This is a genomic window from Brenneria izadpanahii, assembly GCF_017569925.1.
GTDB classification, from domain to species: Bacteria; Pseudomonadota; Gammaproteobacteria; order Enterobacterales; family Enterobacteriaceae; genus Brenneria; species Brenneria izadpanahii.
Window position 1 is genome coordinate 2,373,882 of record NZ_CP050854.1, and the last position, 23,222, is coordinate 2,397,103.

21 protein-coding genes, 1 pseudogene and 1 other annotated feature are annotated in these 23,222 nt (G+C 53.5%); of the genes and pseudogenes, 7 read left to right on the plus strand and 15 right to left on the minus strand.

Annotated elements, in window-relative coordinates; all coding sequences use genetic code 11:
- Positions 1-132: 132 nt before the first annotated feature.
- From yciA to HC231_RS10745, 4 genes are all read right to left on the minus strand, one after another.
- Positions 133-561 (minus strand): acyl-CoA thioester hydrolase YciA, encoded by a 429-nt coding sequence (gene yciA, locus HC231_RS10730; protein WP_208231296.1) that lies wholly within the window; start codon positions 559-561, stop codon positions 133-135.
- A gap of 62 nt (positions 562-623) precedes the next feature.
- Positions 624-1,187 carry a septation protein A gene (locus tag HC231_RS10735; RefSeq protein ID WP_208230960.1) on the minus strand — a complete coding sequence of 188 codons (564 nt, stop codon included), beginning with the start codon at positions 1,185-1,187 and terminating at the stop codon, positions 624-626.
- A gap of 195 nt (positions 1,188-1,382) precedes the next feature.
- On the minus strand, positions 1,383-2,135 hold the full coding sequence (locus tag HC231_RS10740) for a YciC family protein (protein ID WP_208230961.1): 753 nt from the start codon (positions 2,133-2,135) through the stop codon (positions 1,383-1,385).
- Between the two features lie 124 nt (positions 2,136-2,259).
- Positions 2,260-2,598, minus strand: a complete 339-nt coding sequence (locus HC231_RS10745; protein ID WP_208231297.1) for a YkgJ family cysteine cluster protein — start codon at positions 2,596-2,598, stop codon at positions 2,260-2,262.
- Between the two features lie 339 nt (positions 2,599-2,937).
- Here HC231_RS10745 and ompW point away from each other — a divergent pair, with 339 nt between their 5' ends.
- A complete protein-coding gene (gene ompW, locus HC231_RS10750; protein WP_208230962.1) occupies positions 2,938-3,570 on the plus strand; it encodes an outer membrane protein OmpW in 633 nt (210 codons plus the stop codon).
- A gap of 83 nt (positions 3,571-3,653) precedes the next feature.
- Here the strand turns inward: ompW and trpA are convergent, their stop codons facing one another.
- The 5 genes and pseudogenes from trpA to HC231_RS10780 form a co-directional block, all read right to left on the minus strand.
- A complete protein-coding gene (trpA, locus tag HC231_RS10755) occupies positions 3,654-4,460 on the minus strand; it encodes a tryptophan synthase subunit alpha (protein ID WP_208230963.1) in 807 nt (268 codons plus the stop codon).
- Positions 4,460-5,650 carry a tryptophan synthase subunit beta gene (gene trpB, locus HC231_RS10760; RefSeq protein ID WP_208230964.1) on the minus strand — a complete coding sequence of 397 codons (1,191 nt, stop codon included), beginning with the start codon at positions 5,648-5,650 and terminating at the stop codon, positions 4,460-4,462. Before trpB ends, trpA begins: the two co-directional genes overlap by 1 nt.
- 87 nt (positions 5,651-5,737) lie before the next feature.
- Positions 5,738-7,099, minus strand: a complete 1,362-nt coding sequence (trpCF, locus tag HC231_RS10765) for a bifunctional indole-3-glycerol-phosphate synthase TrpC/phosphoribosylanthranilate isomerase TrpF (protein ID WP_208230965.1) — start codon at positions 7,097-7,099, stop codon at positions 5,738-5,740.
- Between the two features lie 7 nt (positions 7,100-7,106).
- Positions 7,107-8,717 (minus strand): annotated as a pseudogene (gene trpD, locus HC231_RS24445) (bifunctional anthranilate synthase glutamate amidotransferase component TrpG/anthranilate phosphoribosyltransferase TrpD).
- Positions 8,717-10,279, minus strand: a complete 1,563-nt coding sequence (locus HC231_RS10780; protein WP_208231299.1) for an anthranilate synthase component 1 — start codon at positions 10,277-10,279, stop codon at positions 8,717-8,719. The pseudogene trpD and the gene HC231_RS10780 overlap by 1 nt, the downstream one beginning before the upstream one ends.
- 29 nt (positions 10,280-10,308) lie before the next feature.
- Positions 10,309-10,412 (minus strand) — a sequence feature (Trp leader region).
- 232 nt (positions 10,413-10,644) lie between these two features.
- Between HC231_RS10780 and rnm the strand changes: the two genes are divergently transcribed.
- From rnm to rluB, 3 genes are all read left to right on the plus strand, one after another.
- On the plus strand, positions 10,645-11,517 hold the full coding sequence (gene rnm, locus HC231_RS10785; RefSeq protein WP_281397407.1) for an RNase RNM: 873 nt from the start codon (positions 10,645-10,647) through the stop codon (positions 11,515-11,517).
- A gap of 110 nt (positions 11,518-11,627) precedes the next feature.
- A complete protein-coding gene (locus tag HC231_RS10790; protein ID WP_208230967.1) occupies positions 11,628-12,248 on the plus strand; it encodes an L-threonylcarbamoyladenylate synthase in 621 nt (206 codons plus the stop codon).
- Positions 12,249-12,580: 332 nt separating this feature from the next.
- On the plus strand, positions 12,581-13,465 hold the full coding sequence (gene rluB, locus HC231_RS10795; protein ID WP_208230968.1) for a 23S rRNA pseudouridine(2605) synthase RluB: 885 nt from the start codon (positions 12,581-12,583) through the stop codon (positions 13,463-13,465).
- A 111-nt stretch (positions 13,466-13,576) separates the two neighbouring features.
- On the opposite strand, the gene cobO is transcribed toward rluB, so the two are convergent.
- Positions 13,577-14,167: a cob(I)yrinic acid a,c-diamide adenosyltransferase gene (gene cobO / locus HC231_RS10800; RefSeq protein ID WP_208230969.1), complete on the minus strand. Its 591-nt coding sequence runs from the start codon at positions 14,165-14,167 to the stop codon at positions 13,577-13,579.
- Positions 14,168-14,184: 17 nt separating this feature from the next.
- Positions 14,185-14,946 (minus strand): YciK family oxidoreductase, encoded by a 762-nt coding sequence (locus tag HC231_RS10805; RefSeq protein ID WP_208230970.1) that lies wholly within the window; start codon positions 14,944-14,946, stop codon positions 14,185-14,187.
- Positions 14,947-15,266: 320 nt separating this feature from the next.
- Between HC231_RS10805 and sohB the strand changes: the two genes are divergently transcribed.
- Positions 15,267-16,313, plus strand: coding sequence for a protease SohB (gene sohB, locus HC231_RS10810; RefSeq protein ID WP_208230971.1), 1,047 nt, complete (start codon positions 15,267-15,269; stop codon positions 16,311-16,313).
- A 58-nt stretch (positions 16,314-16,371) separates the two neighbouring features.
- Here the strand turns inward: sohB and HC231_RS10815 are convergent, their stop codons facing one another.
- The gene (locus HC231_RS10815) at positions 16,372-16,641 is read right to left on the minus strand and encodes a YciN family protein (protein ID WP_208230972.1); all 270 of its coding nucleotides are present in this window, start codon (positions 16,639-16,641) and stop codon (positions 16,372-16,374) included.
- Between the two features lie 502 nt (positions 16,642-17,143).
- Between HC231_RS10815 and topA the strand changes: the two genes are divergently transcribed.
- Both topA and cysB read left to right on the plus strand, forming a co-directional pair.
- Positions 17,144-19,741 (plus strand): type I DNA topoisomerase, encoded by a 2,598-nt coding sequence (gene topA, locus HC231_RS10820; protein ID WP_208230973.1) that lies wholly within the window; start codon positions 17,144-17,146, stop codon positions 19,739-19,741.
- Between the two features lie 413 nt (positions 19,742-20,154).
- Entirely contained in the window at positions 20,155-21,129 is a 975-nt protein-coding gene (gene cysB / locus HC231_RS10825) for an HTH-type transcriptional regulator CysB (protein ID WP_048638914.1), read from the plus strand.
- Between the two features lie 124 nt (positions 21,130-21,253).
- Here cysB and nth read toward each other — a convergent pair whose 3' ends face one another.
- The 3 genes from nth to rsxG are packed head-to-tail and all read right to left on the minus strand — an operon-like array spanning position 21,254 to position 23,213.
- A complete protein-coding gene (gene nth / locus HC231_RS10830) occupies positions 21,254-21,889 on the minus strand; it encodes an endonuclease III (protein ID WP_208230974.1) in 636 nt (211 codons plus the stop codon).
- On the minus strand, positions 21,886-22,587 hold the full coding sequence (locus HC231_RS10835) for an electron transport complex subunit E (RefSeq protein ID WP_208230975.1): 702 nt from the start codon (positions 22,585-22,587) through the stop codon (positions 21,886-21,888). Before HC231_RS10835 ends, nth begins: the two co-directional genes overlap by 4 nt.
- Entirely contained in the window at positions 22,584-23,213 is a 630-nt protein-coding gene (gene rsxG / locus HC231_RS10840) for an electron transport complex subunit RsxG (RefSeq protein ID WP_208230976.1), read from the minus strand. The genes HC231_RS10835 and rsxG overlap by 4 nt, the downstream gene beginning before the upstream one ends.
- Positions 23,214-23,222: the final 9 nt, after the last annotated feature.

Here is a 23,222-nt window from a genome sequence, read left to right on the forward strand (position 1 = left end):
TGAGCTAACTGGCCATCCCCATTCTTCTCTTCTCATCCCCGCGCGGGCGGGGATCGACGTTCAGGCGGCGGGGTGATACCAGGATGATTTCCGCCGGCGCGGGAATGATAAAACGATGATATGAGGGGGGACTCAGTCCCGTTCTTTGGGGGTAAGGTGACTTTTCCCCGGCGGCAGTTCGCATGAGCGGCCATGACTATCCACCGCGACATAGGTAAATAATGCTTCCGTGGCGCGATAACGCTGTCCGATGGGTTCTGACGATACTTTTTTTATCCAGACCTCGACATTTATATTGATAGAACTGCGTCCGGTGCTTACGCAACGGGCGTAACAGCACACTACGTCGCCGACGGCCACGGGTTTCAGAAACGACATTCCGTCGACCCGAACGGTGACGACGCGGCCTTCCGCAATCTCTTTTGCTAAAATAGCGCCGCCCATGTCCATCTGCGACATGATCCAGCCGCCAAAAATATCTCCATTCGCATTGGTATCCGCAGGCATCGCCAGTGTGCGAAGTACCAGATCGCCATGAGGTATAACGTCTTGTTTGCTCATTGTGGTATCAATCAAATTAGGCTGACTCATAAAGTCATACTGTTTTTATCACGCAGGCATTATCAGTGCTCGCTGCCATTTTCTTCTGACTTTTCCCGATCGCCGGGTAAATGCCGATAAATATAGACGCCGCAGATAAGCGTAAATAGCAGGGTCAACCCCGTTAAACCAAAGACCTTGAAGTTAACCCACACGCTTTGCGGCATCCAGAAAGCAATATAAATGTTTAATAATCCACATACCAGAAAGAACATGGCCCAGGAGAGGTTAAGCCTTCCCCATACCGTCTGCGGCAAGGTCAGCTCTTTACCTAACATTCGCTGGATCAGCGTTTTTTTCATCACGAACTGGCTGTACAACAATGCCGCGGCAAACAAGGCATAAATGATGGTCACTTTCCACTTGATAAACTCATCGTTATGGAATACCAGCGTCAAGGTGCCGAAAATCGCCACCATGACAAAGGTGACCAGCATCATTTTCTCTATTTTGCGGTAAAGCACCCAGGTCACAACCAGCGCCAGCGCGGTAGCGGCAATCAATGCGCCCGACGCCACATAAATGTCATATAGTTTGTAAAACACAAAAAATACGACAAGTGGTAAAAAATCAATAAGTTGCTTCATTGTGTCGATCCGTAGCTCAATAAGATTTTGGTAATAACCGCAAAATGGTTACCTGATAACTGACAGTATTATCCTTCATTGTGGTGCGCTGTTCTCTTGATATCGCAATAATTTGCAGAAAATTACGATTGGGCGCGCGCGGCATGCGGGTGAAAAGGAGCGTCATAACATAAACGGTTAGCGCTCCCTCCTGAATCAAGCGCGAAGCAGCATGTAAAGACGGAACAGATAGATCAGCAGGATAGCGGATATCAGGTTGCTCAGACCATTTAACAGTACGGAAAGCACGGTGGGTGAAAACATCGGGATCTTCGTCACCAGCAGCAGGATGGCGATTTTGGTCAGCATCCAAAGGATCACCGCCGGCGCCGTTACGCGCAAGTTGGCATAAGCCAGTTTGGAACTGGTTTTAATGGCGCTGAATACGCCGCGTTTTTCGGTGACGACAATGATTGGCGACAGGCTTAGCGCGATAGCCAACAGTACGCCCGGAACAATCAGGAACAGCATGCCGAATTGAATGAGCAGGGTACAGAACAGGATCAGTATAAACAGGCGGGGCAATACCGGCGCAGAGGCGCCGATAGCCCGCAACGCGCTGGTACGGTTTCCGGCGGATACCATCTGAATCAGCATAAGAATGCCGCCGGTGAGAATCGCATTACCGACCAGGGCGGAGAATGTTCCCGCCGCAGACATTTTCAGCAACACCACCTGCTGTTCCGGCGTCATCTGCTGGATCATATCCATCATTCCCAGCTCGACGGACGAGGATAAATCGCTACTCACGTTATTCAGCGTTTGCAACTCTTCATTTCCTGGGGCGAAAGCATGATTCAGAATGACAGTAATGAAGGCGGTCAACAGCGACATCATTAAAATACTGATGAACTGGTTACGCGTAAAATTCATTGTGTCACGGTACAACGCGTTAGCCGTGATAGGCATGCAAACTCCTTGAGAAAAGATAGGCTAATGATATTAGCCTTTAATTGTAACCTGTTACTCTGGGCTGTGGCACCCCCGTCCGCGTTGCGGGGAGCGGATTTCTCATGATTCTGCGGACGGAGCGTCAATCATTGGTCGTCAACGGGGGGAGTCCATAGCGGGCGCGGGCGCGGTCACAGGCCTCATTTGTCTGGCCATTTTCTCCTGACGGCATAAATTCACGGCATGGGGAGGGGCGGTTGGCGTAAATGGAACAGCTGACGTTTTCGCCAATGTTGCCTTCTAGCGCGCGGCAACGGGGAGTTTTGCTGTTTGTGCCCTGCATGCAGCGTAAAAATGGCGTAAGAGGTTCTGTAAGTAGAGTTGGAACTACGCCGCCGCCATCATCGGCTTCAGCCCAGTAAAAAGAGACTCTGAAATAAGCGCAACAAGCACCGCAGTGCATACAGTCGTTATCACTCATTTGATTATCTACCGTCCTCAACCGGCATTGCATCACGCCCTTCATCTTTCAAGCCGCCTCGTGTTGGCTTCGGCAGGAAATCTGTTGGGTACAAAAAGAATGATGAGAATTTACCGCCTAACCATTCACTTGGGCAGCGCATTTTTTCAGGAGCGCACGTTATGTATATTTGGCTGTTTTTGATTTAAATCAATTTCTTTATTTTTAATTAGTTATGGAAAATTGATGGATTTTCATTTTTACAAAAAGCATTTAAAAGATGTGATCTGGCTTAAAACAAGAATGACCGCTTAAAGGTATATTTCGCTCGCAATTTAAACCATACAAATGGAGTGGATAATGAAAAAAGCGTCTTTCTTGCTACTGGCGGCAGCGCTGTTGCCAGCGGCCGCACTGGCTCATCAGGCCGGTGATGTCATTGTCCGTGGTGGAACCGCTACCGTGCGTCCGGTAGAGGGGTCTGACAATGTTTTGAACCTGGGTTCGTTTAAAGTTGATAACAATACGCAACTGGGGTTGACGTTCAGTTATCTGGTTACGGATAACATCGGCGTGGAATTATTGGCCGCGACGCCGTTTACGCATAAAGTAGGGTTGAACGGCGTCGGGACGATCGCCGAGGTAAGCCATCTACCGCCTTCTTTGATGGCGCAGTATTACTTTGGTGATAAAGCCGACAAACTTCGTCCTTACCTTGGCGTAGGCGTGAACTACACCATGTTCTTTGATGAAAAATTCAATGACCGGGGGAAGAGCAATGGCTTAAGCGATCTGAGCCTGACAAACTCCTGGGGCGTGGCTGCGCAGGCCGGTCTGGACTACAATCTGGATGAAAACTGGCTGATTAACGCTTCGCTGTGGTGGATGGATATTGATACCGATGTGAAATTTAATGCCGGCGACCAGCGGCAGACGATTAGTACCCGTCTGGATCCGTGGGTATTTATGTTTGGGGTCGGCTATCGTTTTTAACGATGAAAACGGAAAGGGGGTTGTCGGTAACCTCAAACGGCGGATTTTCACCCGCCGTTTTTCGTCTCTTGCGCGGCCTACCGCTATGAACGCGTTGCCGCTTTCATATTGCTGACAAAGGTACGCAACTGAGACAGCATCTCCGCGGGATTGTGCTGATTTTTTTCAATAATCCGAACGATCGCCGAACCGGAAATAGCGCCGGCCGCCCCTGCGGTTAATGATTCCCGTACTTGTGAAGGTTCTGAAATCCCGAATCCCTGAATTGGCGGGGCCGCATGGTACTCCTTCAATTTGGCGACCAGATGGTGAAGCGGCGAATGAGCGCGATTTTCCGCGCCGGTTACGCCCGCGCGCGACAGCAAATAGGTATAACCGCGGCCATAGGATGCGATTTCACGCAGCAGATCGTCATCGGCGTTGGGCGGGCAGATGAAGATCGGCGCGATGCCGTGGCGCTGTGCCGCGGCCCGGAAAGGCGCGGACTCTTCAACCGGAACATCGGCAACCAATACGGAGTCGACGCCGACTTGCGCGCAGCGCTGATAAAACTCATCGATACCGTTGCTGAAAACCAGGTTGGCGTACATCAGTAAACCGATGGGGATGTCCGGATATTTCTGACGGATGGCGGCAAGCATTTCAAAGCACTGACCGACCGTGACGCCGGCGGAAAACGCGCGCAGCGTGGCGGCCTGAATGGTTGGCCCATCAGCCAGCGGATCTGAAAAGGGGATGCCCAGCTCCAGGGCGTCGGCGCCTGCGGCAACCAGAGTATCAATGATTTTCAGCGACTGTTCCGGTGAGGGATCGCCCAGCGTCACAAAGGGGACAAACGCGCCTTCTTTATTGTCGCCGAGGCGTTTAAACAGATGTTGATAGCGCTCCATTAGATTTCTCCCCGATTTTTTAAAATATCGTGCACGGTAAATATGTCTTTATCGCCGCGGCCTGACAGGTTAACCACCAGAATTTGCTCTTTCTCCGGCTCTTGCTTGATCATTTTCAACGCATAGGCCAAAGCGTGGGACGATTCCAGCGCCGGGATAATACCTTCATGACGGGAGAGTTCTTTAAAGGCCTCCAGCGCTTCATCATCGGTGATCGAGACATAGTCGGCCCGGCCGATGCTATTCAGATAAGCGTGCTGGGGACCGACGGAGGGGAAATCCAGACCGGCCGAGATGGAATAGGACTCTTCGATTTGTCCTTCGCTGGTTTGCATCATCGGGGATTTCATCCCGAAGTAGATCCCCACGCGGCCATGCTTGAGCGGCGCGCCGTGTTGCCCGGTTTCAATGCCTAATCCCGCCGGTTCCACGCCGATCAGGCGGACGCCGGCGTCATCAATAAAGTCGGCGAACATACCGATGGAGTTGGAGCCGCCGCCCACGCAGGCCAGCAGCACATCCGGTAAGCGGCCTTCTTTTTCCAGCATCTGCGCTTTTATTTCCTCACCGATCATGCGCTGAAATTCACGCACGATGGTGGGGAACGGATGCGGACCCGCCGCCGTACCCAATAGGTAATGCGCCTTCTCATAGCTGCCGGACCAGTCGCGCAGCGCTTCGTTACAGGCATCTTTCAGCGTGGAAGAGCCGCTGTGAACCGGTATGACTTCCGCGCCCATCAGGCGCATACGGAATACGTTGGGGGATTGGCGCTCGGCATCCTTGGCTCCCATGTAGACGCGGCATTTCAGCCCCAGCAGGGCGCAAGCCAGCGCCGTCGCGACGCCGTGTTGCCCGGCCCCGGTCTCGGCGATGATTTCCGTTTTCCCCATCCGCTTGGCGAGCAGAGCCTGTCCCAGCACCTGGTTGGTTTTGTGCGCGCCGCCGTGCAGCAAGTCTTCGCGCTTCAGGTAAAGCTTGGTGCGGGTGCCAGCGGTCAGGTTTTTACATAATGTCAGCGCGGTCGGCCGGCCGGCATAGTTCTTCAGTAAGTCGATGAATTCCGCCTGGAACTCGGGATCCTGCTGGGCGCTTACAAAGGCTTCCTCCAACTGGCGAAGGGCCGGGATGAGGATCTGCGGCACATACTGTCCGCCGAATTCACCAAAGTATGGGTTGAGTAATGTCATAATATTCCTGTCTTTATATTCAATATACCCGTCATCTTTTCGCGTTGCGGGCATAAATGTTGAGCCGCGCTGCCATTGACGCTACGGTCATTCCGTCCGTAGCGTCTGAAAAACCGCAGCGATCTTATTCGCATCTTTCTTTCCAGGCTGACTTTCCACGCCGGAATTGAAGTCCAATCCGGCGCACCCCAGTTGAGCCGCCTGGGCGCAGTTATCAACGTTTAGTCCGCCGGCCAACAGTACGTTATCCAGCGTCTGTCCCTTGAGTATGGACCAGTCGAACGTCTGGCCGCTGCCGCCCTGGGCGTTATCCAGCACATAGCGATCGACGTGCCGTAGGTTTCTTTCCGGGCATGCGCCGCGTATGCTCAGCGCTTTCCAAATTTGGCAGGTCGCGGGCAGATGTTCACGCAGCAGCGAAATGGCGTGCTGGTCTTCGTCGCCGTGCAGCTGTACCGCGGCTAGTTGCAACTCGCCGGCGAGAGCGACGATCCGCTCGATCGGCGCATCGCGGAATACGCCGACATAACGCAGCGGGGCGCTCTGAATAAGGCGCTGCGCCTGTTCCAGCGAGATATGGCGCGGGGATGATTCAACAAAAATCAAACCGCCATAAACAGCGCCGGCCTGATAGGCGGCCTGGGCGTCTTCCGGGCGGGTGAGGCCGCAGACTTTATTCTCGCCGAGGATCACGCGGCGCACGGCCTGCGCCAGGTCGGATTCGGACATCAGCGAGCTGCCGATCAAAAAGCCATCGGCGAACCGGCTCAGTTCGCGAATTTGCGCATGAGAATGGATGCCGGACTCGCAGATCACCGTCACGCCTGCCGGCAGCCGTGGCGCAAGCTGACGGGTACGGTCTAAATCAACAGACAAATCGCGCAGGTTGCGATTATTAATTCCCACCACGCGGGCTTCAAGTTTAATTGCCCGTTGCAGTTCATCTTCGTTACTGGCCTCGGTCAACACGCCCAGCTTCAGACTATGGGCCAGGGCGGACAACTGGCGATACTGTTGGTCGTCCAGCACGGATAGCATCAGCAGAATGGCGTCGGCCTGATAATAACGCGCCAGATAGATCTGATACTCCGAAATAATAAAGTCTTTACACAACACCGGCTGGTGAACCTCTGCGCTGACCTGCGGCAGAAAAGCGAAATCACCCTGAAAATATTTTTCATCGGTCAGCACCGAAATCGCGGAGGCGTAGTCTTTATAAATCCGGGCGATCTTTGCCGGATCGAAATCATCACGGATCAACCCTTTCGAAGGCGAGGCCTTTTTGCATTCCAGAATAAACGCCGGCTTATTCTGGCTCAGCGCCTGATAAAAATCCCGTTGGCTGGGAACAACCTCATGCTGGAACGTCGATAAAGGCTGTTTTTTCTGGCGCGCTTCAACCCATAAGGCCTTATCCCGCACTATTTTATTCAGAATGGTTTCCTGCATGACTTCTTTATCCTCTTGCGGCCAGATCGGTAACCCGCTGATAGGCCTGTCCGCTACGAATGACTTCTAATGCCTGCTGCGCATTTTGACGCAAATCTTCCCGTCCGAATAGCTTCAATAATAATGCAACGTTGGCGGCGACGGCGGCTTCATGTGCCGGTTTGCCTTTACCCTGTAACAGTGAGGCCAGAATGTCACGGTTTTCTTCCGGAGTGCCGCCCGCTAATGCCGACAGCGGGAAACTTTCCAGCCCGAAATCCTGGTGGGTTAATTCGTAGGTTGCTATATCGCCCTGGTTCAACTCGGCGACCTGCGTTGGCGCATGTATCGCCACTTCGTCCATTCCACCGCCGTGAACTACGGCCGCCCGCTGATACCCCAATACCTTCAAGGTTTCGGCAATCGGGCGCACCAGTTCCGGACGATAGACGCCGATCAGCGCCAGCGGCGGACGGGCCGGGTTAACTAATGGACCCAGAACGTTAAACAGGGTTCGGGTTTTTAACTGCTGACGCACGGGGGCCGCGTGGCGAAAACCGGGATGATACTGCGGCGCAAACAAAAAGCACACGCCCAGGTCGTCCAGCGCCTGACGCGCCTGTTCGGCAGGCATATCAAGGCGAATGCCGAACGCGGCCAGCAAGTCGGACGACCCCGACCGGCTGGAGACGCTGCGGTTGCCGTGTTTGGCGATCTTCAACCCGCAACTGGCGGCCACAAAAGCGCTGGCGGTCGAAATATTGATACTGTTGGTGCCGTCGCCGCCGGTGCCGACAATATCGGCGAACGGGTAGTCAGGGCGGGGGAACGGTTGCGCATCGGCCAGTAAGGCGGTTGCCGCGCCGGCGATCTCTTCCGGGTGTTCGCCGCGAATTTTCATACTGATCAGCGCCGCGGCCAGCTGGCTAGCTTCAAGCTCGCCGCGCACGACGGCGCCAAACAGCGCCTGGCTTTCCTGTCGGCTGATGATTTCGGCCTGATATAGTTTTTCAAGTATTTCCGCTATGGAGAAAGTCTCTTGCATGATCGTGTCCTTTAATTAAGCCAACGCCCAGTCCAGCGTCTGTTCGAGCAGCCGCGCGCCGTGGGTGGTTAAAATCGATTCAGGATGAAACTGGAAGCCGTAAACGCGGTCGGCGTCGTGACGCACCGCCATCACCATGTCGTTAAAGTGAGCGTTAACGGTCAACTCCGCCGGAATATCGCTGCCCACCAGAGAGTGATAGCGCGCCACCGGTAGCGGATGGGGTAAGCCGGCGAACATCGCCAGACCGTCATGGTCGATGTTGGAGGCTTTGCCGTGCAGAATCTCGCCCGCCTGACCTACATGGCCGCCATAGGCTTCCACAATCGCCTGATGCCCGAGGCAGATGCCGATAATCGGCAGTTGACCGCGCAGACGCTGTAGCAGTTCAGGCATGCAACCCGCCTCGGCCGGGGCGCCCGGACCGGGAGATAACATCAAAACCGGCCGTTCCATTTTCTTTAAATGGTCGATGATGGCGTCGGCCGGCAGATGATTACGATAAATAACCACCTGATGCCCGCTGGCCCGCAGTTGATCCACCAGATTGTAGGTAAATGAATCGATATTATCGAGCAGTAAGATATCCGCCATTAGAACAACTCCTTCGCGTTGTGCGCACTGGCAATGGCCCGCAGAACGGCCCTCGCCTTATTTCGTGTTTCATCGGCTTCCGCTTGCGGAACGGAGTCCAGAACAATGCCCGCGCCCGCTTGCACTGTGGCGATGCCGTCTTCAACGTAGGCTGAACGGATAACGATACAGGTATCCAGATCGCCGTGGGCGGTAAAATACCCCACCGCGCCGCCATAGCTGCCGCGCCGGGTTTTCTCACTGGCGGCGATAAGCTGCGTAGCGCGGACTTTCGGCGCGCCGCTCAGCGTTCCCATATTCATACAGGCGCGGTAAGCGTGCAGCGCATCCAGATCTTCACGCAGCGTTCCCACCACGCGGGATACCAGATGCATGACGAAAGAGTAGCGATCGACCTGGGTTAAATCGGCTACATAGCGGCTGCCGGGCTTACAGATTCGCGCCAGATCGTTGCGCGCCAGATCGACCAGCATCAGGTGTTCGGCCATCTCTTTATGGTCGGTACGCATTTCCAGTTCAATGCGGCTGTCGAGATCGCGATCCAGCGAGCCGTCGGCGCGGCGTCCGCGCGGGCGGGTGCCGGCGATCGGATAAATTTCAATCTGACGGCTGTCTGCGTCATATTTCAGCGAACTTTCCGGCGAGGCGCCAAACAGCGTGAAGTCCTGGTCCTGCATGAAAAACATGTAAGGGCTGGGGTTATTGTCTTTCAGAACCTGATAGGCAGACAGCGGCGACGGGCAGGGCAGCGAAAAGCGGCGGGAAGGCACCACCTGAAAAATTTCTCCGGCGCGAATCGCCTGCTGCATCTGAGTAACAACCTCGCCATAGGCTTCATCGCTCTGGTTGCAACTGAGCTCCATGCTGTCAATCGATTGATGCGGCAGCGCGGGGGCCGGTTGTTTCAACTGCTGCTGTAGTTGCGTTAACCGTTGCTGTAAGCGCTGCCGCTCGCCGCTGTCCGGCGTAAACAGGCTGGCCTGAAGCAGGGTAGTCCGTTGTTGATGGTCCAGCGTCAGCAGGGTTTCCGCCAGATAAAAGCAATAGTCCGGGCAGCGCTGCTGCTGGCTCAGTTCCGGCAATGTTTCAAAACTGGCCACCAGATCGTAAGCGAACAGTCCGCCCAAAAACATCGCTTCACGCTCATCGGCAGGCGAGTCGACCAGCTTTAGAATGACGCGTAGCGCATCAAAAACGGATAACGAACGCAGGCGGGAGTCTTCATCCTGCATGTTGTCTGCCGGGGGGAAGGTCAGTTCGCGGCTGTTAGGATGCGCGGCGATGACGACTTCGGGCGGCAGCGCCTTATCCAGCAGCGGCAGCAAATTCGCGCCGTTGGCGGTCAGCGCCTGAACGGAAACCTGCTGGCCGAGTGCGGTGATGCGCAGCGCGCTATCAATAATTAATAGGCTTTTCAGGTTTTGCTTACTTTCTATTTCGGCTGACTCCAGCAGCAGCGTGGCGGGTCTTGCGCCGCAGAGCTGGTGGAAAATGGTGCTGGGGTCATTGCGGTAGATGGCCTCGGTACGCAGAAGCTCCAGTTTTGGTCGTGTCGTTTGCATCATTGCTACCTGTTTTATTTTGCCCATATATGAAAAAGCCCGCTTAATAAGCGGGCCTGGGAATATCTGCATGTATGATAATGGCTATGCGTGATTACTCCACCCGCGTAAGGGAAGAGCGCCACCAACCTGATTTCATCGTGTTTTGCATGACCATTATCAACATCTCACTGTTTGTGTGCTGAACTTGCGTACTAGTAAACTAGTTCGTACTTCGAAAGTCAATAACAGGAATAATATTATTTTATTGCCGGGGTTAAAGCGACGGCGTAGTTCATCATCATGCTAATTATTACTATTACCGGCGCGTTGATGGCATCATAGTGACCTTCGAACCACCAATTCTGCCAGTGATGGGAATATTTGTGTCACAAGAACCTCAACCGCTATCGTCTTTCCCGCTTTATGATCTGCATAGTCACACTACGGCGTCCGATGGCGTATTAACGCCGGCTGAACTGGTTAACCGGGCGGTTGCGATGCGCGTCAGCGTGTTGTCGATTACCGATCATGATACCACCGGCGGCCTGGCCGAGGCGCAGCGAACGATTGATGAGCTGGCGTTGCCGTTGCGGCTGATCTCCGGCGTGGAGATTTCAACGCTATGGGAAAACCATGAGATTCATATCGTGGGGCTGGGTATGGATATTGGTCATCCGGCCCTGCGCGATCTTTTGCTGAGCCAGGCGCAGTCGCGGTGGGAAAGGGCGGAGCAGATCGCTTTGCGCCTGGAGAAAGCGCGCATTCCCGAGGCGCTGGAAGGCGCGAGCCGGTTGGCGGTCGGCGGCCAAATCACCCGCGGGCATTTCGCCCGCTTTCTGGTGGAGCAAGGCGTAGCGGCGAATATTAATCAAGTGTTTAAGAAATATCTGGCGAAAGGGAAAACCGGATACGTCCCGCCACAGTGGTGTACAATAAAGCAAGCGATTGATGCCATTCATCAATCTGGCGGCGTCTCGGTGCTGGCGCATCCGGGGCGTTATAATTTGACCGCAAAATGGTTGAAACGTTTGTTGACCGGGTTTGCGGACAGCGGCGGTATTGCCATGGAAGTGGCGCAATGCCAGCAGGCGCCGGATGAGCGAACGCGGCTTGCCCGTTATGCCCGGGAATTTAGCCTGTCGGCATCGCAGGGTTCGGACTTTCATCAGCCCTGCGCCTGGATTGAACTGGGGCGCAAGCTGTGGTTGCCCGCCGATGTGGAGCCGGTGTGGCGGCATAAGGCGCTGGCTGAATAAGCATTCCGCCGCCGGTTGTTTGTCCCTGGCGCAAACGGAAATAACAATATTGACGATTATGCGGGAGAGGCCGTGAGCTTTCCCGTATTTCAGAAGCATGAGGTAGTGTCATGAGTCAGTTTTTCTACATTCACCCGCAGAATCCTCAGCCAAGACTGATCAATCAGTCAGTGGACTTTCTGCATAAAGGCGGGGTGATTGTTTACCCTACCGATTCAGGTTATGCGCTGGGATGCAAGTTGGGTGAAAAAAATGCAATGGAACGTATCTGCCGAATCCGCGATCTGGATAGCAACCACAATTTTACCCTGATGTGCCGCGATCTTTCGGAGCTATCGACATATGCCTACGTTGATAATGCGGCGTTTCGTCTGATTAAAAATAATACGCCGGGCAACTATACCTTCATTCTTAAAGCGACCAAGGAAGTGCCGCGCCGCTTGATGAATGAAAAACGTAAGACCATTGGCCTGCGGGTGCCTTCTAATCCTATTGCGCTGGATTTATTAGCCGCATTAGACGAACCATTAATGTCCACCACGCTGATGTTGCCCGGCAATGATTTTGCCGAATCCGATCCGGAAGAGATCCAGGAATCGCTGGGAAAACAGGTCGATCTGGTAATTCATGGCGGGTTTCTCGGCCAGCAGCCTACCACGGTGATTGATTTGACCGAATCCACGCCGCAGATTGTCCGTGAAGGAACCGGGGACATCACGCCATTCCTGTAACCTTGGCCGCCGCAATCTCGCCCTTTCGTTCAAACGATCGTAGTAGGACGCGATTGCCCGGAGAGCCGGGGGCTCAGCCTGTAACCAATACAGCTGGTAATGATCGAAATCTTGTTTAGTTGCATACGAACGTCTAATTAAACGAGAAGAATCAATTATTCTAAAATTCGTGTAGTATGTTCGCCCGCGCAGCATTGTGTGTGGCTTATTTTTCACCATGCTGTTTGTCGTTAAATGTTTTTATATCAGCAGGTTATTCTGTTTTTTATTATAACCTGTTGTTTTTGAAGAACAACATGACGCCTGTGAAGGCGGCACTCAGAGGTTGCTCGATGAGCGAAAAGCTACAGAAAGTATTAGCACGGGCCGGTCACGGCTCGCGCCGTGAAATAGAAGGTATGATTCAAGCGGGTCGCGTCAGCGTTGACGGTAAAATCGCTACGCTCGGCGACCGGGTTGAAGTAACCAAAGCCACTAAAATCCGCATTGACGGTCACGTGGTTTCCGTCAAGGAAACTGAAGAAACCGTTTGTCGCGTTCTCATTTATTACAAACCGGAGGGGGAGCTGTGTACGCGTAGCGATCCTGATGGACGCCCGACGGTTTTTGATCGTTTACCCAAGATTCAGGGTTCTCGCTGGGTAGCGGTAGGGCGGCTGGACGTGAATACGTCAGGTCTGCTGCTGTTCACTACGGACGGCGAACTGGCGAACCGTTTAATGCACCCGAGCCGTGAGGTTGAACGTGAATATGCCGTGCGGGTTTTCGGTGAGGTCAACGATGAGAAGATTAAACAACTGAGCAAAGGCGTGCAGTTGGAAGACGGTCCGGCCTCATTCCGCACCATCCGTTATCAGGGCGGGGAAGGTCTCAACCAGTGGTATAACGTGACGTTGACGGAAGGGCGAAACCGTGAGGTTCGCCGTTTATGGGAAGCCGTCGGCGTGCAGGTCAGCCGCCTGATCCGGGTTCGCTATGGCGATATTCAGCTGCCTAAGGGCTTGCCGCGCGGCGGCTGGTCGGAAATGGCGTTGGAAAGTCTGAACTATCTGCGCGAACTGGTGCAGTTGCCGCCGGAAACGGTGACCAAACTGCCGGTTGAAAGCGAGCGCCGCCGGGTGAAGGCCAACCAGATTCGCCGGGCGATAAAGCGCAGCAGCCAGGTTTCTCCGGCTCGCCGCGGCGCGCCGAAACCGAAACGCAGCGGTCAATCTTAACAACTAAACCGTTGCGGATAATGCGGTAAGTATCTACGGTCAAGCCGCGTCTCTCCGCCAGACTTTAACTTTCTTTATGCCCGCGTAAGCGGGCATCTCAGCAGCGGTTCGTTACCAGTCAATCCCCTGTTGCGCTTTGATCCCGGCTTCAAAAGCGTGTTTTACCGGCCGCATCTCGGTGACGGTATCAGCCATTTCCAGCAAATCACGGTGGCATCCCCGCCCGGTGATAATAACCGATTGCCCGGCCGGACGGTCGCGCAGGGCGCTCAGCACCTCTTCCAGTTCAAGATAGCCATAGCTGACCATGTAGGTCAGTTCATCCAACACCACCAGATCCAACTGCGGGTCGGCCAGCATGCGTTTGCCGTGCCGCCATACTTTTTGCGCGGCCTCGGTATCCGTCTGGCGGTTTTGTGTTTCCCAGGTGAAGCCGGTTGCCATTACCTGAAATTCAACGCCGTGTTTTTGCAGCAGATTTTTCTCGCCGTTCGGCCATTCTCCCTTGATGAATTGGATAACGCCGGCGCGTAAATCATGGCCGATCGCCCGGGTAACGGTGCCAAAAGCCGCCGTGGTCTTCCCTTTGCCGTTGCCGGTGAAAACCATCAGGATGCCGCGCGTTTCGTTCGCGGCGGCGATACGGGCATCAACCTTTTCTTTAATACGCTGTTGACGTTGTTGGTGACGTTCATCACTCATGCTGCGTTTTCTCCTGACTATTCGGCTGGGCCTGATTTTCTACCTGGTTGAGCATCAAAACTCATTCCCGTTTTACGGCGGCTGTCATCGCCCATCAGGTAGAGATACAGCGGCATGATATCCGCCGGGGTTTTTAGTTTTTCCGCGTCTTCATCGGGGAATGCCGATGCGCGCATGCGGGTACGCGTGCCGCCGGGATTGATGCAGTTCACTCTCAGATTTTGCTGGCGGTATTCGTCGGCTAATACCTGCATCATGCCTTCAGTCGCGAATTTTGATACGGAATAGGCGCCCCAGCCGGCGCGGCCCTGACGGCCTACGCTGGAGCTGGTGAACACCAAAGAGGGGCTAGGCGATTTCAACAATAGGGGCAGCAATGCCTGCGTCAGCATAAAGGTGGCATTGACGTTAACCTGCATCACATCGTGCCAGACATCTGCCGGCTGCTGCGTCATCGGCGCGATTTCTCCCAGTAATCCGGCATTGTGCAGTACCCCGTCAAGACGCGGAACAACTCGGGCCAGTTCATCGGCTATTTGAAAAAATCGTTCCGAACGGGTGGTTAACATATCGCAGACGATGACGTGCGCTTTAGTACCGCTTTCTTCATAGATCTGCTGGTTAACCGCCTGTAGTTTACTTTCAGTGCGGCCCAGCAGGACAAGACGGGCGCCGAAGCGGGCGTAGGTAAGCGCCGCCTCACGACCGATACCATCGCCGGCGCCGGTAACCAGAATGATTCGCTGTTGCAGCAGGTCGCTTTGGGGCTGGTAATACACGGGCAATTCCTCTTGCAGACGTACCGGATACCTTCATTAATACGCTTGACGTCGCTATGCCGTTATCTGGCTGAAAAGGCATCCAATAGGATGAAGATGACGGATTTATGCCTTAAATAGGTGGCGTTTTCAATGAGACTGAGACCATTTCTTGGCGCATGTGCGGTAAAAAGCAGCGGAAAGCGCGGAAACGGAACAAATAACATCGCCATCTTGGGTGTCATACGTTAGGTTAAAGGTTTCGTTTACGATGCTGACTTGTCAGTTGGTCAGTATAATCAATGTGATATTTTAATACTCAGTTAATGAGGGCGGTATTTGTGGAATTACTTTCTCAGTACGGTTTATTCCTGGCCAAAGCGCTCACCATCGTTATCTCTATTGGCGCGCTGGTGGTTTTGGTCTTCGGTATGACGCAGCGTAAACGTCAGCGTAAAGGTGAATTACAGGTCGTTGATCTGGGGGAACAGTACCGTGATATGCAACGGGATATGCAGATGGCGTATATGAGCGATGCCGAGCGTAAGCTGCTATCCAAGCAAGAAAAAAAGAAGGAAAAAGCCGCTGCCAAGCAAGAAAAACAGCGCGCGCGGCGCGGTGAGGAAAAACCGTCGAAACCTTGTCTGTACGTGCTGGATTTCAACGGCAGTATGGACGCCGGCGAAGTGAACTCCCTGCGCGAAGAGGTTTCGGCGGTGTTGGCCGTCGCCAAACCAGAGGACGAAGTGCTGTTGCGATTGGAAAGTCCCGGCGGGGTGGTGCATGGTTACGGTCTTGCCGCCTCACAGCTGCAAAGGCTGCGGCAGAGCGGGATCCGGCTGACGGTGGCGGTTGATAAAGTGGCCGCCAGCGGCGGCTACATGATGGCCTGCGTCGCCGACCGCATTGTCGCCGCGCCGTTTGCGATTGTCGGCTCCATCGGCGTGGTTGCGCAGATCCCTAACTTCAATCGCCTGTTGAAAAATAAGGATATCGATGTTGAATTGCACACGGCAGGCGAGTTTAAACGCACGTTAACGCTGTTCGGCGAAAATACGGAACAAGGACGTGAGAAATTCCGTGAAGAGCTAAATATTACGCATGGCCTGTTTAAACAGTTTGTTCACCAGATGCGTCCGTCGCTGGATATTGATTCAGTGGCGACCGGGGAGCACTGGTTCGGCACACAGGCCAAGGATCTGGGGCTGGTTGATGCGATTGGCACCAGCGACGATCTGCTGATTGCCGAGATGGCCAATCATGAGGTTCTTAGCGTACGCTATACGCGCCGTAAACGCCTGATCGACCGTTTGACGGGAAGTACGGGCGATGCCCTTGAAAGGCTGATGCTGCGCTGGTGGCAGCGAGGAAATAGCCCGCTATTGTGATGATTTCATTCAACGGCTTTTCATGTTCATCGCCCGCGCCAAGCGCGGGCGATGGCGTTTAATCGACCAGATAATATTTTTCCGACAGCACGTGAGCCAGGTGTTTGAACATGTTAAACACCGCGGTGGTTTTCAATGTGGGCAGGCCGTTGTCATCAAGAAAAAACTCGCCGCGAAAAACCAGCACGTTGTTTTTTTGCTCAACGTCATCCGCCGCCATGCCATGCAGATAGTCGCCGTGATTTTTAATAATGGCATTAGCTTCGGCGAGCAGCGTTTGGCGGTCGATCGGGGATCTCTCTTTAATCATCTGAATTTCATCGGACATGGGTTACAACTCCATAAATATCTTTCAATGCGACCTGATGTACATCAAGCTCGTCTCTACGTTATGGGTGATAGTACGCCATAACGACCCAAGTGTTACCTATGATTGTACTTCTCCGGCGCATTTTATCGCAAATGTACTAAGTTTTAGTCACTTGGCGGTCGATACTGAGTTCAACATGGAGTGGATAAAACGGTTTTTCCATGCTAATTAGGTTGCGTGACGTCATTTATCAGGTAGAGTGTGGGATTTTGCGCGGTCAGTGGAATTAATTCTTTACGTCATGGCGGTTTGTATTTATTTGATATTGGAATAAACGCGTGACTATTCAGACCGGAGATAAGGATTACGGAAGGTTTTCCGAGTGGAAAATGGTCACCGGTAATGAACTGGCGTACTGCGGCGTTATCCACAATTAATCGAGTATCCGCCCTTGTTTATTTCGGCGGATGCCCCCAAAAGAAATCTGATTTTCAGAAGAATTCAGCAGGTAATAGTACATATGGGTAAAGCTCTCGTTATAGTTGAGTCCCCGGCAAAAGCCAAAACGATCAATAAGTATTTAGGCAATGCCTACGTGGTTAAATCCAGCGTCGGCCATGTGCGCGATTTGCCGACCAGTGGCTCAGCCAGTAAGAAGAGCGCGGACTCAACCAAAGACAAAACGAAAAAAACCGTCAAAAAGGATGAGAAATCCGCGTTGGTGAATCGCATGGGCGTCGATCCTTATCATGGGTGGAAGGCGAACTATGAGATTTTGCCCGGTAAGGAAAAGGTGGTTTCCGAGTTAAAAACGCTGGCGGAGAATGCCGAACATATCTATCTCGCAACCGACCTTGACCGCGAAGGGGAAGCCATTGCCTGGCACCTGCGGGAAATCATCGGCGGCGACGATAATCGCTTCAGCCGCGTCGTTTTTAATGAAATCACCAAAAATGCGATCCGGCAGGCGTTTGAAAATCCGGACAAGTTAAATATCGATCGCGTTAATGCCCAGCAGGCCCGCCGGTTTATGGACCGGGTGGTGGGCTATATGGTTTCGCCGCTGCTGTGGAAAAAAATCGCCCGCGGACTGTCCGCCGGCCGCGTTCAGTCGGTTGCGGTGCGTTTGATTGTCGATCGCGAGCGTGAAATCAAGGCTTTTGTGCCTGAAGAGTATTGGGAACTGTATGCTGACTTACTGGCCGGCAAGGATACCCAACTGCAAATGCAGGTCACGCACCATAACGGCAAGCCGTTTAAGCCGGTTAATAAAGCGCAGACGGAAGCCGCAGTCAGCCTGTTGGAGAAGGCTGATTATGTGGTGGCGGAGCGCGAAGATAAGCCAACCAGCAGCAAGCCCGGCGCGCCGTTTATCACTTCCACGTTGCAGCAGGCCGCCAGTACGCGGTTGGGCTTTGGCGTGAAAAAAACCATGATGATGGCGCAGCGTCTATATGAAGCGGGCCACATAACCTACATGCGTACCGACTCAACCAACCTGAGTCAGGATGCGCTGACCATGGTGCGCGACTATATCGGCAAAGAATTTGGCAATAAATATCTGCCCGATTCGGCCAACCACTACAGCAGCAAAGAGAATTCACAGGAAGCGCACGAAGCCATTCGCCCCTCCGATGTGAAAGTGCTGGCCGAGCATCTGAAAGATATGGAAGCGGATGCGCAGAAACTGTATCAGCTGATTTGGCGTCAGTTTGTCGCCTGTCAGATGACGCCGGCGAAATACGATTCCACCACCTTGATTGTTAAAGCGGCTGATTACCAGTTGCGCGCCAAAGGGCGCACGCTGCGTTTTGACGGCTGGACCAAGGTCATGCCCGCGCTGCGTAAAAACGATGAAGACCGCACGTTGCCGACGGTCGCCGTCGGCGAACGACTGGCGCTGCAGAAGCTATTGCCGGGGCAGCACTTTACCAAGCCGCCCGCACGCTATAGCGATGCATCTCTGGTGAAAGAGCTGGAAAAACGCGGCATCGGCCGTCCTTCCACCTACGCATCGATCATCTCCACTATCCAGGATCGTGGCTATGTCAGGGTGGAAAACCGCCGTTTCTATGCGGAGAAAATGGGCGAGATAGTGACCGATCGTCTGGAGGAAAACTTCCGCGAACTGATGAGTTACGACTTCACCGCCCGAATGGAAAGCAGCCTGGACCAGGTGGCTAACAATCAGGCGCAGTGGAAAGCGGTTCTGGACGAGTTTTTCGCCGAGTTCAGCCAGCAGTTGGAAACCGCGGAGCAGAATCCCGAAAAGGGCGGAATGCGGCCTAACCAAATGGTTCTGACCAGCATTGATTGTCCGAGCTGCGGACGCAAAATGGGCATCCGTACCGCCAGCACCGGGGTATTCCTCGGATGCTCCGGATACGCGCTGCCGCCGAAAGAGCGCTGCAAAACCACCATCAATCTGATCCCTGAAGCCGAAGTGCTTAACGTACTGGAAGGGGATGATGCGGAAACCAATGCGCTGCGCGCCCGCCGCCGTTGCCCTAAATGTGGTACGGCTATGGACAGCTATCTGATCGATAACCAACGCAAACTGCATGTCTGCGGTAACAATCCGGCCTGTGATGGTTATGAGATTGAAACCGGCGAGTTCCGTATTAAAGGTTACGACGGCCCGGTTGTTGAGTGCGAAAAATGCGGGTCGGAAATGCATATGAAGATGGGCCGGTTTGGTAAGTACATGGCCTGCACCAACGAAAGCTGCGGCAATACGCGTAAAATTCTGCGCAATGGCGAAGTCGCGCCGCCGAAAGAAGATCCGGTGCCTTTGCCAGAGCTGCCGTGCGAGAAGTCCGACGCCTATTTCGTCTTGCGTGACGGCGCGGCTGGTATCTTCCTGGCGGCCAATACGTTCCCGAAATCCCGCGAGACGCGCGCTCCTCTGGTAGAAGAACTGGTGCGCTTTAAAGACCGCCTGCCTGAAAAAATGCGTTATCTGGCCGAAGCGCCGGTTGTTGATAAAGATGGCAATAAGACCATGGTGCGCTTTAGCCGCAAGACGAAACAGCAGTATGTCGCGTCTGAAAAAGATGGCAAAGCAACCGGATGGTCCGCTTTTTACGTCGACGGCAAATGGGTTGAAGGAAAGAAATAACCCTTTCCATGATTTATATTGTTATATCAGGCCAGCCTTTTAGGCTGGCTTTTTTTGATCTGGGTAAGGGGATAGCGATTTACCTGAGAGGATAATCATAGCATTGGTATACCCTTATCTTTCACGGCGTAGTGGCGTTCTTATTTCAGTCATCCGTTGATAGTGACCGGGATGCGCCCGTTACCGGCTTCGCCTTGAGATCGGGTGGAGATAAAATATTTTTTATGACGGATCACCGTTTTTTCTATAGACCGCTCTTTAGTGGTTATATAAAAACTATTTTTATGATTAAATGACATTAATTGATGAAAATCTGCACCAGATTGTTACGGTGCAAAAAAATATTCAGCATATGGAACATCGTCAGAATTTGGGATGCCGTGCGCATAATTCAATTGAAAATGGGATAAATTATGAAACTGCAACAGCTTCGTTATATTGTTGAAGTTGTTAATCACAACCTGAATGTTTCTTCTACCGCAGAAGGGTTGTACACCTCTCAGCCTGGGATCAGTAAACAGGTCCGGATGTTAGAGGATGAACTGGGAATTCAGATCTTCGCCCGTAGCGGAAAACATCTGACGCAGGTGACGCCCGCCGGACAGGAAGTCATTCGGATTGCGCGAGAGGTTCTTTCAAAAGTCGATGCCATCAAGGCTGTTGCAGGTGAACATACCTATCCCGACAAGGGTTCGTTGTATGTCGCCACGACGCATACTCAGGCCCGCTACGCGCTGCCTCAGGTGATTAAGGGGTTCATTGAACGTTATCCCCGGGTCTCTCTGCATATGCATCAGGGCTCGCCGACGCAGATTGCTGAAGCCGTGGCGAAAGGGTCGGCCGATTTCGCCATTGCTACGGAAGCGCTGCATCTTTATGACGATTTAATCATGCTGCCTTGTTACCACTGGAACCGAGCCATCGTGGTTAAACCCGATCATCCGCTGGCGTCGAAAACGGATATCTCTATTGAGGAACTGGCCTCGTATCCGATCGTGACCTATACCTTTGGCTTCACCGGCCGTTCTGAACTTGACACCGCTTTCAACCGCGCCGGTTTGACGCCGCGCATCGTGTTTACCGCAACCGACGCGGATGTGATCAAGACCTATGTGCGCCTCGGGCTGGGTATTGGGGTGATCGCCAATATGGCCGTCGATCCGCAGATCGAAACCGATCTGGTGAAGATCAATGCAAGCCAGATATTTAGCTATAGCACCACTAAAATCGGCTTTCGCCGCAGCACGTTCCTCAGAAGCTACATGTATGACTTCATCCAGCGTTTTGCGCCGCATCTGACGCGCGATGTGGTGGATACCGCGGTGGCGTTGCGTTCGAACGAAGAAATTGAAGCCATGTTTAAAGATATCACGCTGCCTGTAAAATAGTGGGCGGCTTGATGCGAACCGCACCCCAAAAGTTGGCTATCAACTGATTAAGGTGCGGTTTTTTATGACGACAGCAAAGCATTCGGTTGAGTTAACGCTGACGATGTCTCGCTAGCGCCGGGGTTTATGGGTAAACCTTTTCTTTGTATTCGCAAAGATCTTCAATCAGACAGGAGCCGCAGCGGGGCTTGCGGGCGATACAGGTGTATCTGCCGTGCAGGATCAGCCAGTGATGGCAATCGACTTTAAATTCGGCGGGCACCACCTTAAGCAGTTTTTCTTCAACCTGTTCAACATTTTTCCCTGGCGCGAAGCCTGTGCGGTTGCAGACGCGAAATATATGCGTATCAACGGCGATCGTCGGCCAGCCAAACGCGGTATTCAGCACGACATTGGCGGTTTTCCGTCCGACGCCGGGCAGAGCCTCCAGCGCGGCGCGGTCTTCCGGAACCTGGCTTTGATGCTGTTCAATCAGAATGCGGCAGGTTTTGATCACGTTTTCGGCTTTGCTATTAAACAGGCCGATGGTCTTGATATAGCTTTTTATACCCTCAACGCCTAACGCCAGCATCGCTTCCGGCGTATTGGCGACGGGATAGAGCTTAGCCGTTGCTTTGTTGACGCTAACATCGGTCGCCTGCGCGGAAAGTAGAACGGCGATCAACAGTTCGAACGGCGTCGTGAATTTCAGTTCCGTCGTGGGATGGGGATTATTCGCGCGTAGTCGGCTTAAAATTTCAATCCGTTTTTGTTTGTTCATAATGTTTCTCCCGCCACGCCGGTGGACGAGGATTTAACATTTTCGGCAATCCTGGCTTTTCGTTGTTTCATTTTTTCATCAATCAGATATTTGACCGCCAACAACAGTCCTAACCCGATAAACGCGCCGGGAGGAAGCATGGCAAGCAGGAAGGGAGAATCCAGATGAATAACCTCAATGCGCAGCGCTTTGGCCCAATCGCCCAACAGCAAATCGGCGCCGTCGAATAACGTGCCGTTACCCATGAGTTCGCGCAGCGCGCCCAGTACGAACAGCGCGCTGGTGGCGCCTAACCCCATGGCCAGTCCGTCCAGCGCGGAAAGCCCCACCGGATTTTTAGACGCGAACGCCTCCGCCCGGCCGATAACAATGCAGTTGGTGGTGATCAGCGGAATAAAGATCCCCAGCGATTGGTACAACCCGTAAGCATAGGCATTGATCAGCATTTGCACCGTACTGACGACGGATGCAATCAACATAATGTAAATCGGGATGCGGATTTCCGCCGGAACCCAACGCCGCAGCGCCGAGACGGAAATATTGGTGAAAACCAGCACCAGCGTCGTGGCCAATCCCAGTCCCAAGGCGTTGGTTGCGGTTGAGGAAACCGCCAGCAGCGGGCAGAGTCCAAGCAGCTGCACCAGCGCCGAATTGTTCTTCCATAGTCCCTGGATTAAAAGATGTTTAACTTCACTCATCGGCTCTCTCCACACTTCGGCAGGGAAGTCAGTTGGGGCGGCAAGGTTTCCAGATACAATGCGCTGCGTTTGATGCTGTTGATCACCGCGCGGGGCGTAATGGTCGCGCCGGTAAACTGATCGAATACGCCGCCTTCTTTTTTTACCGCCCAGCGGGCGTCTGCGCCGCTTTGCACCTGTTGCCCGCTGAAATGGGTGATCCAATCTGATATCCGGACATCGATTTTATCGCCCAGCCCTGGTGTTTCATGATGCTCGGTTACGCGAGCGCCCAGCACGTTACCACTAAAATCAGCGCCGATCAGCAGATAGATCGCGCCGGAGTAGCCGTCCGGCGCGGCGCTTTCCACCGCCGCCGCGACGGGTTCGCCATCTTTACGGGCAATAAATAGCTGATGTGCGGAAGCCGACCCCAACGCTTTATCGGTGACAATGTAACATTCTTGCAGCATGTCGTTGTTGTATTTGTCGGCGGGAACGACCTGATCCAACAGCTTTTTTTGTTCCAACGCCGTTTGATGGGCGATGATTGGCGTGGTCAGACTATTGACCACCGCCGTCAATGCGGTGGTGCCGACAGCGAAGAGAGCCAGCGTTGTCGCGTGGCGGCGCATCGTGGTTAACATGGCGGCTCC

Bases quoted from the DNA above. Each gene is read 5' to 3' on its own strand.
- yciA (WP_208231296.1), bottom strand. From the start codon at position 561: ATGAGCAAACAAGACGTTATACCTCATGGCGATCTGGTACTTCGCACA.
- HC231_RS10735 (WP_208230960.1), bottom strand. From the start codon at position 1,187: ATGAAGCAACTTATTGATTTTTTACCACTTGTCGTATTTTTTGTGTTT.
- HC231_RS10740 (WP_208230961.1), bottom strand. From the start codon at position 2,135: ATGCCTATCACGGCTAACGCGTTGTACCGTGACACAATGAATTTTACG.
- HC231_RS10745 (WP_208231297.1), bottom strand. From the start codon at position 2,598: ATGAGTGATAACGACTGTATGCACTGCGGTGCTTGTTGCGCTTATTTC.
- ompW (WP_208230962.1), top strand. From the start codon at position 2,938: ATGAAAAAAGCGTCTTTCTTGCTACTGGCGGCAGCGCTGTTGCCAGCG.
- trpA (WP_208230963.1), bottom strand. From the start codon at position 4,460: ATGGAGCGCTATCAACATCTGTTTAAACGCCTCGGCGACAATAAAGAA.
- trpB (WP_208230964.1), bottom strand. From the start codon at position 5,650: ATGACATTACTCAACCCATACTTTGGTGAATTCGGCGGACAGTATGTG.
- trpCF (WP_208230965.1), bottom strand. From the start codon at position 7,099: ATGCAGGAAACCATTCTGAATAAAATAGTGCGGGATAAGGCCTTATGG.
- HC231_RS10780 (WP_208231299.1), bottom strand. From the start codon at position 10,279: ATGCAAACGACACGACCAAAACTGGAGCTTCTGCGTACCGAGGCCATC.
- HC231_RS10790 (WP_208230967.1), top strand. From the start codon at position 11,628: ATGAGTCAGTTTTTCTACATTCACCCGCAGAATCCTCAGCCAAGACTG.
- rluB (WP_208230968.1), top strand. From the start codon at position 12,581: ATGAGCGAAAAGCTACAGAAAGTATTAGCACGGGCCGGTCACGGCTCG.
- cobO (WP_208230969.1), bottom strand. From the start codon at position 14,167: ATGAGTGATGAACGTCACCAACAACGTCAACAGCGTATTAAAGAAAAG.
- HC231_RS10815 (WP_208230972.1), bottom strand. From the start codon at position 16,641: ATGTCCGATGAAATTCAGATGATTAAAGAGAGATCCCCGATCGACCGC.
- topA (WP_208230973.1), top strand. From the start codon at position 17,144: ATGGGTAAAGCTCTCGTTATAGTTGAGTCCCCGGCAAAAGCCAAAACG.
- cysB (WP_048638914.1), top strand. From the start codon at position 20,155: ATGAAACTGCAACAGCTTCGTTATATTGTTGAAGTTGTTAATCACAAC.
- nth (WP_208230974.1), bottom strand. From the start codon at position 21,889: ATGAACAAACAAAAACGGATTGAAATTTTAAGCCGACTACGCGCGAAT.
- HC231_RS10835 (WP_208230975.1), bottom strand. From the start codon at position 22,587: ATGAGTGAAGTTAAACATCTTTTAATCCAGGGACTATGGAAGAACAAT.
- rsxG (WP_208230976.1), bottom strand. From the start codon at position 23,213: ATGTTAACCACGATGCGCCGCCACGCGACAACGCTGGCTCTCTTCGCT.